At 48.1% G+C, this 15,343-nt stretch carries 12 protein-coding genes; all 12 read left to right on the top strand.

Annotated elements, in window-relative coordinates; all coding sequences use genetic code 11:
- The first annotated feature begins 69 nt into the window (after positions 1–69).
- On the top strand, positions 70–2,286 hold the full coding sequence (locus tag ACA373_RS07600) for a phage tailspike protein (RefSeq protein WP_253460074.1): 2,217 nt from the start codon (positions 70–72) through the stop codon (positions 2,284–2,286).
- Between the two features lie 293 nt (positions 2,287–2,579).
- Positions 2,580–3,809, top strand: a complete 1,230-nt coding sequence (locus ACA373_RS07595) for a glycosyltransferase (RefSeq protein ID WP_370734288.1) — start codon at positions 2,580–2,582, stop codon at positions 3,807–3,809.
- Positions 3,810–4,234: 425 nt separating this feature from the next.
- Positions 4,235–5,131, top strand: a complete 897-nt coding sequence (galF, locus tag ACA373_RS07590; protein ID WP_301251110.1) for a UTP--glucose-1-phosphate uridylyltransferase GalF — start codon at positions 4,235–4,237, stop codon at positions 5,129–5,131.
- Between the two features lie 47 nt (positions 5,132–5,178).
- Positions 5,179–6,192, top strand: a complete 1,014-nt coding sequence (gene galE / locus ACA373_RS07585; protein WP_370734287.1) for a UDP-glucose 4-epimerase GalE — start codon at positions 5,179–5,181, stop codon at positions 6,190–6,192.
- A gap of 506 nt (positions 6,193–6,698) precedes the next feature.
- Entirely contained in the window at positions 6,699–7,778 is a 1,080-nt protein-coding gene (gene rfbB, locus ACA373_RS07580; RefSeq protein ID WP_301730471.1) for a dTDP-glucose 4,6-dehydratase, read from the top strand.
- Positions 7,778–8,665, top strand: coding sequence for a dTDP-4-dehydrorhamnose reductase (gene rfbD, locus ACA373_RS07575; protein ID WP_370734286.1), 888 nt, complete (start codon positions 7,778–7,780; stop codon positions 8,663–8,665). The genes rfbB and rfbD overlap by 1 nt, the downstream gene beginning before the upstream one ends.
- Before the next feature lie 49 nt (positions 8,666–8,714).
- A complete protein-coding gene (gene rfbA, locus ACA373_RS07570) occupies positions 8,715–9,596 on the top strand; it encodes a glucose-1-phosphate thymidylyltransferase RfbA (protein ID WP_370734285.1) in 882 nt (293 codons plus the stop codon).
- Positions 9,597–9,598: 2 nt separating this feature from the next.
- Positions 9,599–10,147, top strand: a complete 549-nt coding sequence (gene rfbC, locus ACA373_RS07565) for a dTDP-4-dehydrorhamnose 3,5-epimerase (RefSeq protein ID WP_370734284.1) — start codon at positions 9,599–9,601, stop codon at positions 10,145–10,147.
- Between the two features lie 2 nt (positions 10,148–10,149).
- Positions 10,150–11,079, top strand: a complete 930-nt coding sequence (locus tag ACA373_RS07560) for a glycosyltransferase family 2 protein (RefSeq protein WP_370734283.1) — start codon at positions 10,150–10,152, stop codon at positions 11,077–11,079.
- 26 nt (positions 11,080–11,105) lie between these two features.
- Positions 11,106–11,939 carry an ABC transporter permease gene (locus ACA373_RS07555; RefSeq protein WP_370734282.1) on the top strand — a complete coding sequence of 278 codons (834 nt, stop codon included), beginning with the start codon at positions 11,106–11,108 and terminating at the stop codon, positions 11,937–11,939.
- Entirely contained in the window at positions 11,929–13,308 is a 1,380-nt protein-coding gene (locus tag ACA373_RS07550) for an ABC transporter ATP-binding protein (RefSeq protein ID WP_370734281.1), read from the top strand. Before ACA373_RS07555 ends, ACA373_RS07550 begins: the two co-directional genes overlap by 11 nt.
- A complete protein-coding gene (locus ACA373_RS07545) occupies positions 13,301–15,319 on the top strand; it encodes a class I SAM-dependent methyltransferase (protein WP_370734280.1) in 2,019 nt (672 codons plus the stop codon). Before ACA373_RS07550 ends, ACA373_RS07545 begins: the two co-directional genes overlap by 8 nt.
- Positions 15,320–15,343: the final 24 nt, after the last annotated feature.

The following is a 15,343-nucleotide window of genomic DNA, read 5'->3' as shown; positions in this document are numbered from 1 at the left end:
AAAAGCCTGCACCGGACTATACCTCTGGATGAAACAGCATCGACACTTACCTGATTAACGGAATTTTGTATGAAGCGCAGAGAATTAATCCGAACAGCATTTTCCTCTATCGTGGCAACCGCAGCACTGAGTTCGCTACCCGCAGCCGCCCGCAGTGAAGAAGCGGGTCTGAAGCTGAAGAAAGTGCCGGCCGATGCCATTCCCAAAAATGACGTGCCGATTTTTTCACCTGACGACGTCTTCACCATGCCCGCCGAATTCTGGCATGACTTTAACGGCAAGCTCTATATCGGCAAGGCGGGCACCGATCCCGCTCAGCACCCGATCGACGTTTTTGTTAAAAGCGCCAACGGCGAAGTTTCGCTGCTGTCGCAGCCCGTGTCGTTGAACAGCGATACTTTAAAACGTTTTGTGGCAGCCAAAGGCGCGCTGTGGTCAAACAGCGAATATTCGATGGCGCTCTATAACGATCGCGACGAGCAGCTGTTCTACGTGCCGGATGTGAAAAACAGCGGCGCTTCCGAATTCAGCCGCCGTCTGGCGCAGCCTTCCGGCTACCAGCTGATTGGCGAAATCGGCTCTTACGATGAATTACGCCAGACCCGACCGCTGTTCAACGGCGCAAAAGTGCGGCTTAAGGGCTGGCATGCCGGAACGGAAACGGGCGGCGGTGCCTTTGTCGGCGAGCTGAGCAAAGCACAGGATGACGGTGGCTATATCGCCTCGTCCGGTCAGGATTACCACTGGCGTCGCATCTCTGACGATCTGAACGCGCTGACCATCTTTGACTTTGGCGCGGTGGCCGACGGCCGCACCGACTCGCTGCCCGCCATTCAGGCAATGTTCCACTGGGCGCAGGATAACAACAGAATGTTGTCCGTGCAGTTCCCGGCCGGGCGCTTTTTCGTCTCCTCGTTTGATATTTCCGCTAACTACGTCAGCTACTTCCGCGTATCGGGCGCGCCAATCAACTTCGGCTATTTCCCCTCGACCACGATTGTCTCCGATGGCAAATCGGACTTTGCCTTTAAGGTGAACGCGCGTTGGGTAGAGATCAGTAACCTGAGCTTTGAAGGCCGCAATAAAGAACTGCCGAACACGCAGGGCTTCTATCACAACTCGTGTCCGGCGGGGCAGTACTTCCGCGGTTCCTGTCTGCGCTTTATTGGCGTTGGCGGCACGTCGCTGAGCCTGGTTGATACGCTGGATTGTAAAATCGACCAGTGGTATGCCAATAACTGTACCGGCGATGTGATCAAAGCGACCTGGTCCTATACCAAAAAAGGCAACTGGGACCACAGCACCGCTATCGAACTGTCGAACTTCAACGTGCAGCACTGCTCTAAAGGCATGGCGCTGAACCTGCCGCGCTGTACGCAGTCGATTATTCACAACGGCTGGATTGAGCACACCGAGTTTCCGGGCGATCTCTCTAACGGTCAGTGGATCGTGGATGCGTTAAGCATTGAAACCTGCCCGAACCCGCTGATTGCCCACCACTCGCGGCTGAATATGCGGCAAATCAACCTGCAGGCGAAAAGCTGGATTGATAACTCGCTGCAGGGCGATGAGTGGCTTGGCCCTTACGAACGCGGTTCTACTCGCGTAGAGTCTTACGGCATCGCCGCCGACGGCAGCATGAAGTACAACTATCTGACTTCACGCTTTCGTATTCAGAACAACAGCAACCAGGAAAAATGGTATCTGTTGGGCAACATCCATACGCCGGATGTGGGCGACAGCTGGGAAATTGAGATCCTCGGGCAGTCGCAGTTCAGCAATGGCACCACGTCGGAGCCGCTGCATAATCTGTTGAACGATCGCAACACCGGCGGTAAAGCCGTTATCACCTTGCAACGTAAGGTTCACGGTTTTGAAGGAAGCTGGCACATCGAGGGCAGCAGCCCGATTGTCGACGTGATGTATACCACTACGCACGATGCCGATACGCAGGTCTTTGTGAAGCTGGCAGGCTGGGTCGGCTCGTCCGGCGTGATGATGAAAACCACGGCGCGCGATCGCTTCCTGACCGGCCAGTGCGCCCGCTTCGATGCGGAGATGGACTTCAAAAATCCGCCGCAGGGCGCGCGTCAGGCCGTGCGTCGCTTCTCGCTGCACAATGGCAAAGCAGGGATAGGCGCCAACGAGCAGGGCGATCTGCTGGTGCAGTCGCGGCAGCTGGATGCGGCCGAGGTCGATACCACTAAACCCGGCGGTTTTGTTTCCATGGTGATCAACGGCCAGCAGGTTGCGGTGCCCTGGTATGCGCTAAAAAATCAGGGTTAACGGCTGCTTTCGGCGGTCAGCCTGCTTTTAATCGTAAAAAAGCAGGCTAGCCGGTTGATTTTTAGGATAATTACGCTTGCCTGGCTGCACAGGTTAGCTGCTAGTATTAGATAAAATTGATCAAGCTGTTCGGGGCAGGGCGAGACGTTCCTGCCCTGTTGCTAAAACCGCCTCTTGGTGGATACGACGCTGCGAATATTATGTCTTTCGCCCCGGGCGATCCGCCAGTCTGCGCAGGAGCGCGTTCCCGGGACTTACTACCGAAGACGTCGTCAGTATTTTAGGGTAAATCGATGAAACTAACTTTTTTCACCATGCGTTTTCCGGTAGCGTCAGAAACCTTTGTGCTCAACCAGGTAACCCACTTCATTGACAGTGGATATGACGTAGAGATCATTTCGGTATTTCCGGGCGATCACGTTAACCGGCATGCGGCTTTCGATCGCTACAATCTGGCGGAACGTATTCATTATCTGTTGCCGGAAGAGCAAAAAAGCAACGCGGAAAAGCTAAAGCAGCGCCTGAAAATGATCCTGCCGAAGCTCTTCAAGCCTGAGGTTATTAAGGCCATGAACGTGGGTCGCTATGGCGATCAGTCCATGAAGCTGCTGCTGCCGGCTATCGTCGCCTGGGCTAAGAAACCTATTACTTCAGATGTGTTTCTGGTGCATTTCGGCTACGCGGGCGCGCTGGCCAACAAGCTGCGTGAGCTGAAAGTGCTGCGCGGCAAGCAGGCAACGGTTTTTCACGGCGCGGATATTTCCCGTCGCTTTATCCTCAACGAGCACCGTAAAGATTATCCCATCCTTTTCCGCGATACCGAGCTGCTGCTGCCTATCAGCCATCTGTGGGAAAGAAAGCTGATTGCCATGGGCTGCCCGCCGGAGAAAATCCAGGTCACGCGGATGGGTATTGAACCTGAAAAATTCAATATGAAAGCGCGTGAAGCGCTGCATCAGCCGTTACGTATCCTTACCGTGGCGCGCCTGACCGAGAAAAAAGGCCTGGGTGTGGCGGTGGAAGCCTGCAAATATCTGAAAGAGAAAGGCGCTAATTTCCAGTACACCATTATCGGCAACGGCGATATGGAAGAGCAGATGCGCGACACTATTCGTCAGGCCCATCTGGAAGACTGCGTGCAGATGGTCGGCTTTAAGCCTCAGGAAGAGATTAAGCGTTACCTGGACGAAGCCGACATCTTCCTGCTGCCTTCGCTGACCGCCGCCGATGGCGATATGGAAGGCATTCCCGTTGCGCTGATGGAAGCGATGGCCGTAGGACTACCGGTGGTTTCCAGCGATCACAGCGGCATTCCGGAGCTGATTGAAAACAACGTTTCCGGCTGGCTGGCCCCGGAAGGCGATGCGCAGGCGCTGAGCGATATCCTGTTCCGGCTGTCCAAAGGCGATGTGGACGTCGCGCCCGTGGTCGCCGCCGCTCGCCAAAAAGTGGAAACGGAGTTTAACCAGCATATTGCCTATCAGGAACTGGCGGAAACGCTGGAAAAGCTGGCTAAGCGTTAATAAATCGTACTATTAATTTCAGATAATCTTTATTAAAGCGGCAGAGTAAATTTGCCGCTGAGTGCAGCGTAATTATATTTTTGTGCGGACTTATCGAATACCCGACAATTAATTCAGCGCTAAGCTAAGACAGGTAAAGGCGATTGCTGTGGCAATGGCCTTTTTTTATTTAAGCCCGATAAGTTATCGAAACTGAACGAGGTTCACGGCAAAGTCTGGCAAAGCCGCGCCGCCTGCGTTTGCAGGCTCGCAGCTCAAGGGCCGTTTGCCGCGTGCATTTATGAAAATTCATGGGCTAAGCATTAAAATGCCGGTCCTTATATGGGCCAGCCGCAGCTAAATTTTCAGATTAAGATTATACTTGCTGAATATCACTTTAATGCATAATTGCTGAACGTTTTTTACTTCATTTATATGGAAAAAATATGACCAAGCTTAAAGCAGTTATCCCCGTTGCGGGTCTGGGTATGCACATGCTCCCTGCTACAAAAGCCATTCCTAAAGAGATGCTGCCCGTTGTCGACAAGCCGATGATCCAGTACATCATCGACGAGTGCGTAGCGGCAGGCATCAAGGAAATTGTTCTGGTCACCCACGCGTCCAAGAATGCGGTTGAAAACCATTTCGATACCTCTTATGAGCTGGAAGCCCTGCTGGAAGCGCGCGTGAAGCGTTCGCTGCTGAGCGAAGTGCAGTCAATCTGTCCGCCAGGCGTGACCATCATGAACGTGCGTCAGCCACAGCCGCTGGGCCTGGCTAACTCTATTCTGTGCGCTCGTCCTATGCTGCACGATGAAGCTTTCGTGGTCGTCCTGCCGGACGTGCTGCTGGACGACTCTACTGCCGATCCGCTGCGCTATAACCTGGCCGCGATGGTTGCGCGTTTCGAAGAAACCGGCCACAGCCAGGTGCTGGCGCACCATATGCCTGAAGCCGACCTTTCCGAATACTCCGTGATTAAAACGAAAGAAGTCATGGATAACCCGGGTCAGACCAGCCAGATCCTGGAATTCGTCGAGAAGCCCGAGCAGCCGCAGACGCTGCAATCCGATCTGGCTGCGGTAGGCCGCTACGTGCTCTCCGCCGATATCTGGGCCGAGCTGGAAAATCTGGAGCCGGGCGCCTGGGGCCGCTACCAGCTGACCGACGCTATCGCCAGCCTGGCGAAAAAGCAGCGTGTTGACGCGCAGCAGCTGACCGGTACCAGCTTCGACTGCGGTCGTAAATTAGGCTACATGAAAGCTTTTGTCTCCTGGGGACTGAGAAATAACGCGCAGGGCCGCGAGTTCCGCGAAGAAATCAAAAAGATCCTCGCTAAGTAATTTCCCATTATTTAAGGTCGCGCCAGCGCGGCCATAAAGGAGTCAATATGGCTATTTTGGTAACGGGCGGAGCGGGCTACATCGGTTCGCACACGGTGCTGACGCTTCTGGAACGTGGCGACGACGTGGTGGTTCTGGATAACCTGAGCAACGCTTCCCGCGAATCTATCGTTCGGGTAGAAAAGCTGACCGATAAAAAGGCCGTTTTTTGCGAAGGTGATATCCTGGATCGCGCCTGCCTGCGCGACCTTTTCGCTCAGCACAATATCACTGCGGTTATTCACTTTGCTGGTTTGAAGGCGGTTGGGGAATCTACCCGTATGCCGCTGGAATACTATCAGAATAACGTGACCGGCACGCTGGTGCTGCTGGAAGAGATGCGCGCGGCCGGCGTGAATCAGTTTATTTTCAGCTCCTCCGCCACCGTTTACGGCGCGGATGCGCCGGTACCTTACGTTGAGACTACGCCAATCGGCGGCACGACCAGCCCTTACGGCACCTCTAAGCTGATGGTTGAGCTGATCCTGCGTGACTATGCCAAAGCCAATCCGGAGCTGAAAGCCATCGCGCTGCGCTACTTTAACCCGGTAGGCGCGCATGAATCCGGCCAGATTGGCGAGGATCCAAACGGTATCCCTAACAATCTGCTGCCTTATATTGCGCAGGTTGCGATTGGCCGCCTCGAAAAGCTGGGTATCTTCGGCGACGACTATCCGACTAAAGACGGCACCGGCGTACGTGACTATATTCACGTAATGGATCTGGCAGAAGGCCACCTGAAAGCGCTGGATCATCTGTCGGCTATCAGCGGTTATAAAGCCTATAACCTGGGCGCGGGCGAAGGCTATTCCGTCCTGGAAATGGTGAAGGCGTTCGAGAAGGCTTCCGGTCGTCCGGTGCCTTACCAGGTCTCGCCTCGTCGCGATGGCGATCTGGCAGCGTTCTGGGCCGACGCCTCGCTGGCGGACAAAGAGCTGGACTGGCGCGTTTCACGCGGCATCGACGAGATGATGCGCGACACCTGGAACTGGCAGAGCAATAACCCTAACGGTTATAAGTAGCCGTTAAGTGTTTACGTGAAAAAGCCCGGCTTATGCCGGGCTTTTGCGTATCTGAAACAAGATTTAATTTGGTTTGATGCTGGTTCCACACAGTGGAAATGCAATGTAGGTCAAAATTCATGTTCATAAAATAAGCTAAAAAGCTCAGGCGCGTATATAAAGTGGGCGATTTAACTTTCTCTAAGAAATTTCCTAAGTTGCACCGCATAAACAAGGAAAAATTCTTATTTTAGTTAGTTTTCATAATTGCTGAATGATACAATTCTTGACAGTATGTACGGGTTAAGTTGTCAATTTTAGCTAAAAATATAGCGTGTATTCAAACCGTTAGACAGCGGGGCGCGTTGACAGGGCTTAAGCAAGGTCATAGCAGGATAGACGTTGACGTACTGGGGATGTATACCCAGGGGCGGTAGCGTGGCTAAATTTCAGACTGGCAATGTAACTGACATAAATATCAATAATCTACGGTTATTGTTCCAAATCACTCCGTTTAGAGACTTGTTATGAAGATTTTGATCACTGGTGGCGCTGGTTTTATTGGTTCAGCAGTCGTAAGACATATCATCAACAATACGCAAGATGCCGTAATCAACGTTGACAAGTTGACCTATGCGGGCAACCTGGAATCAGTCAAGGACGTCAGCGACAGCGACCGCTATCAGTTTTTCAAACTTGATATTTGCGATACGGAAGGGCTGATCAAGGTCATGAACGAATGCGCGCCGGATGCCATTATGCACCTTGCGGCAGAAAGCCATGTCGATCGCTCCATTACCGGCCCTGCAGATTTTGTGCAGACTAACGTAGTCGGAACTTACAGCCTGTTAGAGGCCACGCGCCAGTACTGGAACTCGCTGGGTGAAGAGAAAAAGCAGGCTTTCCGCTTTCATCATATTTCCACCGATGAAGTCTATGGCGATCTGCCCCATCCCGATGAGATGAGCGGCGAGCTTCCATTGTTTACCGAAACCACGCCTTACGCGCCAAGCAGCCCTTATTCTTCAACCAAGGCTGCCAGCGATCATCTGGTCCGCGCATGGGGACGCACCTATAAGCTGCCGGTGATCATTACTAACTGTTCCAACAACTACGGCCCTTATCACTTCCCGGAAAAGCTGATCCCGCTCATCATTATTAATGCGCTGGAGAAAAAGCCGCTGCCTGTCTATGGCAAAGGGGATCAAATCCGCGACTGGCTCTATGTCGAGGATCACGCCCGCGCGCTGTATAAAGTGGTTACAGAGGCTAAGCCGGGCAGCACTTATAATATTGGCGGCCACAATGAAAAGAAAAATCTGGATGTGGTAAAAACCGTTTGCGCGCTGCTGGATGAGCTGAAGCCTTCCGAGGGCCACTATGCGGATCTGATCACCTACGTTAATGACCGTCCAGGCCACGATCGTCGCTATGCCATCGACTCAACTAAAATTCAAAATGAGCTGGGCTGGAAACCGGAAGAGACCTTTGAAACCGGGATGCGTAAAACCGTGGAATGGTATCTTAGCAATGATGAGTGGGTCAGCAATGTAAAAAGCGGCGCCTACCAAAGCTGGATTGAGCAAAATTACGAGAAACGTAACTAATGAACATTCTTCTTTTTGGTAAAAATGGCCAGGTTGGCTGGGAGCTGCAGCGTGCGCTGGCTCCTTTAGGCAACCTGACTGCGCTGGATCGTCATTCCACGGAACACTGCGGCGATCTGTCAAACCCTGAGGGCATTGCCGCTACTATTGCTGCTCTCAAACCAGACGTTATTGTTAATGCTGCGGCCCATACGGCCGTCGATAAAGCGGAATCCGAACCTGAAGTTGCTGCCTTATTAAATACCGAAGCCGTCGCGAAAATGGCTGATGCCGCTGAAAAAGCGGGCGCGCTGCTTGTTCATTATTCCACTGACTATGTATTCAACGGTCAGGGGGATAAACCCTGGACCGAAACCGACGCTACGGAGCCGTTAAGCGTATACGGCAAAACGAAATGCGCAGGGGAAGAGGCCATTACAGCCACGTGCAGCAGCTATCTGATATTCCGTACCAGCTGGGTCTATGCGGCGAAAGGCAACAATTTTGCGAAAACCATGCTAAAGCTGGCTAAAGACCGTGATGAACTGTCTGTGATCAACGATCAGTTCGGCGCGCCTACGGGCGCCGAGCTGATTGCAGATTGTACAGCGCATGCAATTCAAAGCGCGAAAAACCAGCCTGAGCTATCCGGTATTTATCATCTTATTGCTGGTGGCACCACGACCTGGCATGAATATGCCTCTTACGTCATTGAAACGGGACGTAAACAAGGAATGGCATTGCAGGTGAAAAAAATCAACCCTGTAGCGACCTCGGCCTTTCCAACCCCGGCTAAGCGGCCGGCAAATTCGCGTCTGGATACAACGAAATTCCAGCGTAGCTTTGCATTGACGCTGCCAGACTGGCGGGTTGGTGTAGACAGAATGCTTTCCGAGTTTATTGGATAAAATTTCATAGTTAGCATAAAAAGATGCTGCGCAACGGGTGCAAGGAATTATGACAAAAAATAAAGGTATTATTTTAGCAGGCGGTTCCGGGACCAGACTTTATCCGGTAACAATGGCGGTCAGCAAACAATTGTTGCCAATTTATGATAAACCGATGATCTATTATCCGCTCAGTACACTCATGCTGGCAGGGATCCGCGATATCTTGATTATCAGCACGCCGCAGGATACACCTCGTTTTGAAAGCCTTTTGGGTGATGGTTCGCAGTGGGGTCTGTCAATTGAATATAAAGTGCAGGAAAGCCCTGATGGGTTAGCTCAGGCTTTTATTATCGGCGAAGAATTTATCGGCAACGATCCGGTAGCGCTTATTCTTGGCGACAATATCTTTTATGGCCACGATCTCTATAAGCAGCTGGAAGAAACTCGTAAGAGATGTAGCGGCGCAACGGTATTCGCCTATCATGTACACGATCCGGAACGCTATGGCGTAGTAGAATTCGATGAGGCGGGCAAGGCAATTTCACTGGTGGAAAAACCAAAAGAGCCTCGCAGCAACTATGCCGTTACTGGCCTTTATTTCTACGATAACCAGGTGGTGGAAATGGCAAAAAATCTTCAGCCATCCCCACGTGGTGAGCTGGAAATCACCGATATCAATAACCTTTACCTGGAAAAAGGTGAGCTGTCTGTTTCAATTATGGGACGTGGACATGCCTGGCTGGATACCGGAACGCATCAGAGTCTGATGGAAGCCAATAACTTTATCCATACTATTGAATCCCGACAGGGGCTAAAAGTAGCTTGCCCGGAAGAGATCGCCTTTCGTATGGGCTTTATTAACAATAAGCAGCTACGCGAGTTAGCGAAGCCTTATCTGAAAAACGATTATGGTCGGTACTTAATGGCGCTGGTAGAGGGAAGGATTTAATAATGAAAATTACAGATACGGCAATTGCTGACGTTAAGATCATCGAACCCAAAGTTTTTGGCGACGATCGCGGTTTCTTCTATGAAAGTTTTAATCAGGCGATTTTTAATGAAGCCGTAGGGCGAAGCGTGGCGTTCGTACAGGACAACCACTCAATGTCAAAAAAGGGCGTGCTTCGCGGACTCCATTACCAATTAGCGCCACATGCACAAGGAAAACTGGTGCGCTGCGTTGAAGGTGAAGTGTTTGATGTAGCGGTTGATATCAGAAAATCCTCTCCAACTTTCGGACAGTGGGTTGGCGTTAATCTTAGCGCAAAAAACCATCGTCAGCTGTGGATACCAGAAGGTTTTGCTCACGGGTTTGTTACGCTTAGCGAGCGAGTTCAGTTTATTTACAAAACCACTAATTACTATGCTCCGCAATCTGAGCGCAGCATTATGTGGAACGACCCTGATATCAATATCCAATGGCCAGAAGCGGGTAACATTATGCTCTCTGGTAAAGATGAAAAGGGATTGCTTCTTAACGCAGCAGAGCTATTTGACTAACCATGGATACAAAGCAAACAGTTGCGGTACTTTTATGCACATATAACGGTAGTCAATATATACGCAGACAGCTTGATTCTATTATCACCCAATCCTGGAAGGACTGGGTGATATATGCTTCAGATGATGGTTCAACTGATGGTACTCTGGATATTCTTAAAGAATACCAGCGTAAAATTGGAGCAGAAAGATTTAATATCGTTACGGGGCCAGGCAAAGGTTTTGCCTGGAACTTCATATCGTTACTGCAAAAAAGCGGGGACAAATACCCCTGGTACGCTTTTTGCGATCAGGACGATGAATGGATGCCAGAAAAACTGGCTGCCGGAATAAGTTTGCTGAGTAACAGTAATACATTAGTACCTGCAGTTTACTGCGGTAGAACGCGGCTGGTTGACGAAAATGACCATTATCTGGGCGAATCACCCTTGTTTGAAAAAAAGCCTTCTTTCAGAAATGCACTGGTTCAAAGCATTGCAGGAGGCAATACGATGCTGATGAATCATGCCGCCAGAGGTTTAGTTGTTAAAACGCCACAGGATGTAGCAATCGTTTCTCATGACTGGTGGATTTATATCATTATCACGGCTGTCGGCGGCGAAATAATTTACGATCCCACGCCAACTATAAAATATCGTCAGCATAACGGCAATTTAGTCGGTTCTAATACTGGCTGGATGGCCAGATTTAAACGCATTTTTGGTTTGCTTGATGGGCATTTCAAAGAATGGATTGATGTAAACTTACTTGCCTTGAATAAAATGACATCTGAAGTTAACGCTGAAAATAAAGTCATTTTGGCAAATTTTGTTCAGGCAAGAAAAAGTGGGTTATTTTCAAGAGTGAAAATATTCGCTAAACTGGGCCTGTATAGACAAACTTTTCCAGGTACGCTAGGACTTTTTATCGCCATTCTGTTGAAAAAGATCTAATATTATTTTTTACGTGAGGTGAAATTTTGCAGCAGCAAACAGAGCATAGTACTTCACTTGTGTCACTATGTAAAAGCACGTTTAAAAACAGACAGATCATTTATGAAATGACTAAAAGGGATATTGTTAGTCGCTATAAGGGCTCTGTTATGGGGCTGTTATGGTCTTTCATTAATCCTATCTTTATGCTGGGTGTATATACGCTGGTGTTTTCTGAAGTTTTCAATGCGCGCTGGGGAAACGCGGCGGGAAACGAATCTAAAGCACAGTTCGCCATCATCCTGTTTGCAGGACTTATTGTTCACGGTATATTTAGCGAGATCCTGACTAAAGCCCCCATGCTGATACTGAATAATGTGAATTACGTTAAGAAAGTTGTCTTCCCTCTGGAAACACTTTCAGTAATAACATTATGTTCTGTTGCTTTCCAGACTTGCATAAATGTTGCCGTACTGATACTGGCTTTTCTTATCTATAATGGTTTTGTCCACTGGACAGCAATAATACTCCCTGTCGTTTTATTACCTATGTTTTTATTATCACTGGCGTTAAGCTATTTTATTTCATCGCTTGGTGTTTTTATTCGGGATTTAGGACAGTTTATAACGCTATTAGTAACGGTTGTAATGTTTCTGTCGCCTATCTTTTATCCGCTATCAGCCGTGCCGGAAAAGTTCCAGTCAATAATTTTGCTTAACCCTCTTACCTTTATTATCGAACAGGCTCGTAATGTATTGATTTGGGGCAAGTTACCTGATTTTACCGGCCTTATGTTATACAGCCTTGGTTCACTAATACTGCTATGGCTTGGTTATTTTTGGTTCCAAAAGACCCGTAAAGGATTTGCCGATGTTATCTAACGACAATGCTTTGGAAATAATCGATGTCAGTAAATGTTATCAGGTATATGATAACCCGGTTCGGCGTCTGAAACAGTTTATTATTCCTAATCTTGAACGTAAACTGGGGAAGGTACCTCGCGTTTATCACCAGGAATTTTGGGCACTACAGGATATTAGCTTCAATTTGCCGAAAGGAGAAACCGTTGGTATCGTTGGGCGTAACGGCTCTGGTAAATCAACTTTATTGCAGATCATTGCCGGAACGCTAACTCCTACCCAGGGAGCGGTCAACATCAACGGTCGCGTAGCGGCTTTACTGGAGTTAGGCGCCGGCTTTAACGGTGAGTTTACCGGGCGGGAGAACGTCTATCTTAATGGCGCACTTCTTGGTTTGTCAAAAGATGATATTGATAAAAAGCTGGATGATATTCTTTCATTTGCGGATATTGGCCATTTTATCGATGCTCCCGTCAAGTCTTACTCGAGTGGGATGATGGTCAGGCTGGCATTTGCAGTACAGGCGCAAATCGATCCGGAAATTCTTATTGTCGATGAAGCATTAGCGGTAGGAGATGCTAAATTTCAGGCTAAATGCTTTGCCAGACTTAAGCAGTTAAAAAACAACGGCACTTCAATCCTCTTCGTCTCACATGCCACTGAGCAAATTATCACGCATTGCGATCGGGCGATTTTATTAAATGACGGCTTGATGGTTGATAATGGCGCGCCCAAAAATATTATTAACCAATATCTTGATCTACTTTTCGGCAAACCTACAACCAGTAAGTCACAACGCGCCGAGCATGAGAAAAAAATCAGTGCTGCCAGTAAGCAAGAAGCGGAAAGTCTGAAAAGATTTACGCAAAATCAGGCAGATGATAACTCTTTGAAAGTCAAATTAACTTCAGACGGCTTTGAAAAAAGAGTGAATTATAATCCTTCTGAATACAGATGGGGCGATCGGCAAGCTGAAATTCAAGATTTTTATTTTGCTCAGGGTGATAAGGATTATCCGGTCACGATTACTTCTGGCAAAGAACTAATACTCCATTTCTTACTTAAGTTCAATGAGGATATTGATAAGCCTATCTTTGGATTTGCTGTTAAAACAAAAGATGGTATCACTATCTACAATACGAACTCTAAAATCCAGGAATCACCTTTTATTGAACGAGGTGAGGCCGGAAAAGAATATACGGTAACAATGCGGTTGCCCGCTAAACTTTTCCAGGGAGACTACTTCCTTTCCGTGGGGCTGGCCAGTTATGACATAACTGGTCAAGTAGTTCCACATGACCGGCGTTACGACTCAATACATATTACTACAGAGCCAACCTCGGAATTTTTCGGTTTGGTAAACTTAGAGGCGTCGATTAATTGTGATTAATGAAAAAATAATTTCCAGGCTCAATGAGGCTGGCTTTTTCTTTGATTCGGAGCTCAATCTCTGGACTGAATTAAACAGGGAAAAATTTAATTATAATGATGGCGATGAGTTCGAAAACTATATCCTTGACGTAGTGAGTAACACCAGCGACCGCTCGGTTATGTCGCCAGAACTGGTTGGAAAAATCAAGGACTGGCCGTCGCTTTATCATCTGACGCCGAAACGTTCAAATCTGCTCAGGCCTTTTGCGAATAAATTTGCTGGCAAGAGAATTCTGGAAATTGGCTGCGGTTGCGGTGCGATAACCCGTTTCCTTGCTGAGTCAGGCGCGCAGGTTACGGCTATCGAAGGCAGTTTAAGAAGAGCAACTATAGCGCGTAAAAGATGTGCCGGGATGGATAATGTTACGGTGATCTGCGCTTCCAGTGAAAAGGTTCCCGATCTGGGGGAGTTTGATTATGTGATGCTGATTGGCGTGCTGGAATACGCCAATAGCTTTCTTGGAGCAGGCGGGCAGAAAAAGCTCCTGCAGTCCTGTCGTGCCAGGCTGACGCAGGAAGGCGCTTTGTTTATTGCTATTGAAAATAAACTTGGTTTAAAATATTTAGCTGGTGCCAAAGAAGATCATCTTGGCGTTCCTATGTTGGGCATCAATAATGCTTACTCTGACACAGGTGTATGTACTTTAGGGCGTGAAGAGCTTAAGGATTTGATAAAATCGGCAGGTTATAATCATATTGAAGAATATTTGCCGTTCCCGGATTATAAATTACCTTCACTAATTTTCACACCTTCCGGGCACCAATCAGAAAATAGTAAAATACTCTATCCTCTGGTAAGTGAAATATTCCATAAAGAAGCTCAGCCGCCAAGCGATTATGCATTCTCGCTGGAACAGGCAGCCTTAAGCGTATGGAAAAATAATTTATCTGCAGATCTGGCGAACTCCTTCCTGATGATTGTTTCACCGGTTGAGCGTTTCCTAACCGATAACCAAACTTTAGCGTGGTACTATTCAGAATCACGTAAGGATAATAAGCAAAAGGCTATCCAGTTTTCTAAAGAAGCGGAAAAAATCCGAGCTAATGTTTTTAAAATGGATGGCAGGTTCGTTCTGAGCGAAGATTATCACCAGGGTGAAAGCTTATGGCTGACTTTGGTCGGCATTATGAACAAACATGGGTGGCAACGTCAGCAAATCGTTGCATGGGTTAAACACTGGATTAGTATCCTTATACCTGCAGAAGAGATCCAATCTTCCTGGTCCTGGGACCATAAGCTTGCCTCGGAATATCTTGATGCTACACCGTTTAACATTATTAAAACAGACGAAGGTTACAAAATATTCGATCTGGAGATAAATTCAGACAAGCCTTTGAATCTCTCAAGCCTTATTTTCAGGGGGCTGCTACATTCATTTTTGCGTATTACATCCGTATCGCCTACATACGAAATAACAGACTATAATATTTACCAACTGACTAAAGATATTATTGCTGATGTTTTCCCGGATGCTGACGAAAATCTGTGTGAGCGCTGCCTACGAGAGGAAGTTGAACTAATGCGTCAGATAGCCACTGTTGATACAACGGCGCTTTATGAAAACTATCAACGCGCCTCTTTTCTTGTACGTAATTTTCTGAATGATTATCGTGTAGCGCTTGCCAACTTAAATAACGAAATTACTCAGTGCAATCATAAGAGATTAGAGCAGGAAAACGAGTTCAACGCTAAAATAATGGAGTATGATCACAATATTGCATTATATAAAGACAAAGAAAGAGAGTATGAGTTAAAGGCTAAAGAGCATGGGATAAAAGAAGGGGAGTATGCAATAAGCGCTGCTGGATGGGAGAGCAAGGAAAGAGAATTGTCACAGTGCAGGGATGAAAATTTAATAATAAAAGGGAAGTTGCAGGATACAAACGCGCAGTTAATGAATATCCTTGGATCTAAAGGATGGAAAATACTTACTTCCTACAGGAAATTAACCTCACGGTTCAAGAGGTAGTTTTATTTTTAAATTTTATAAGGT

Source organism: Erwinia sp. STN24, assembly GCF_041320675.1.
Classification (GTDB): Bacteria; Pseudomonadota; Gammaproteobacteria; order Enterobacterales; family Enterobacteriaceae; genus Erwinia; species Erwinia aeris.
This window is presented reverse-complemented; position numbering and strand designations above follow the sequence as displayed.

Coding starts and splice junctions, on each gene's coding strand:
- ACA373_RS07600 (WP_253460074.1), top strand. CDS start 70: ATGAAGCGCAGAGAATTAATCCGAACAGCATTTTCCTCTATCGTGGCA.
- ACA373_RS07595 (WP_370734288.1), top strand. CDS start 2,580: ATGAAACTAACTTTTTTCACCATGCGTTTTCCGGTAGCGTCAGAAACC.
- galF (WP_301251110.1), top strand. CDS start 4,235: ATGACCAAGCTTAAAGCAGTTATCCCCGTTGCGGGTCTGGGTATGCAC.
- galE (WP_370734287.1), top strand. CDS start 5,179: ATGGCTATTTTGGTAACGGGCGGAGCGGGCTACATCGGTTCGCACACG.
- rfbB (WP_301730471.1), top strand. CDS start 6,699: ATGAAGATTTTGATCACTGGTGGCGCTGGTTTTATTGGTTCAGCAGTC.
- rfbD (WP_370734286.1), top strand. CDS start 7,778: ATGAACATTCTTCTTTTTGGTAAAAATGGCCAGGTTGGCTGGGAGCTG.
- rfbA (WP_370734285.1), top strand. CDS start 8,715: ATGACAAAAAATAAAGGTATTATTTTAGCAGGCGGTTCCGGGACCAGA.
- rfbC (WP_370734284.1), top strand. CDS start 9,599: ATGAAAATTACAGATACGGCAATTGCTGACGTTAAGATCATCGAACCC.
- ACA373_RS07560 (WP_370734283.1), top strand. CDS start 10,150: ATGGATACAAAGCAAACAGTTGCGGTACTTTTATGCACATATAACGGT.
- ACA373_RS07550 (WP_370734281.1), top strand. CDS start 11,929: ATGTTATCTAACGACAATGCTTTGGAAATAATCGATGTCAGTAAATGT.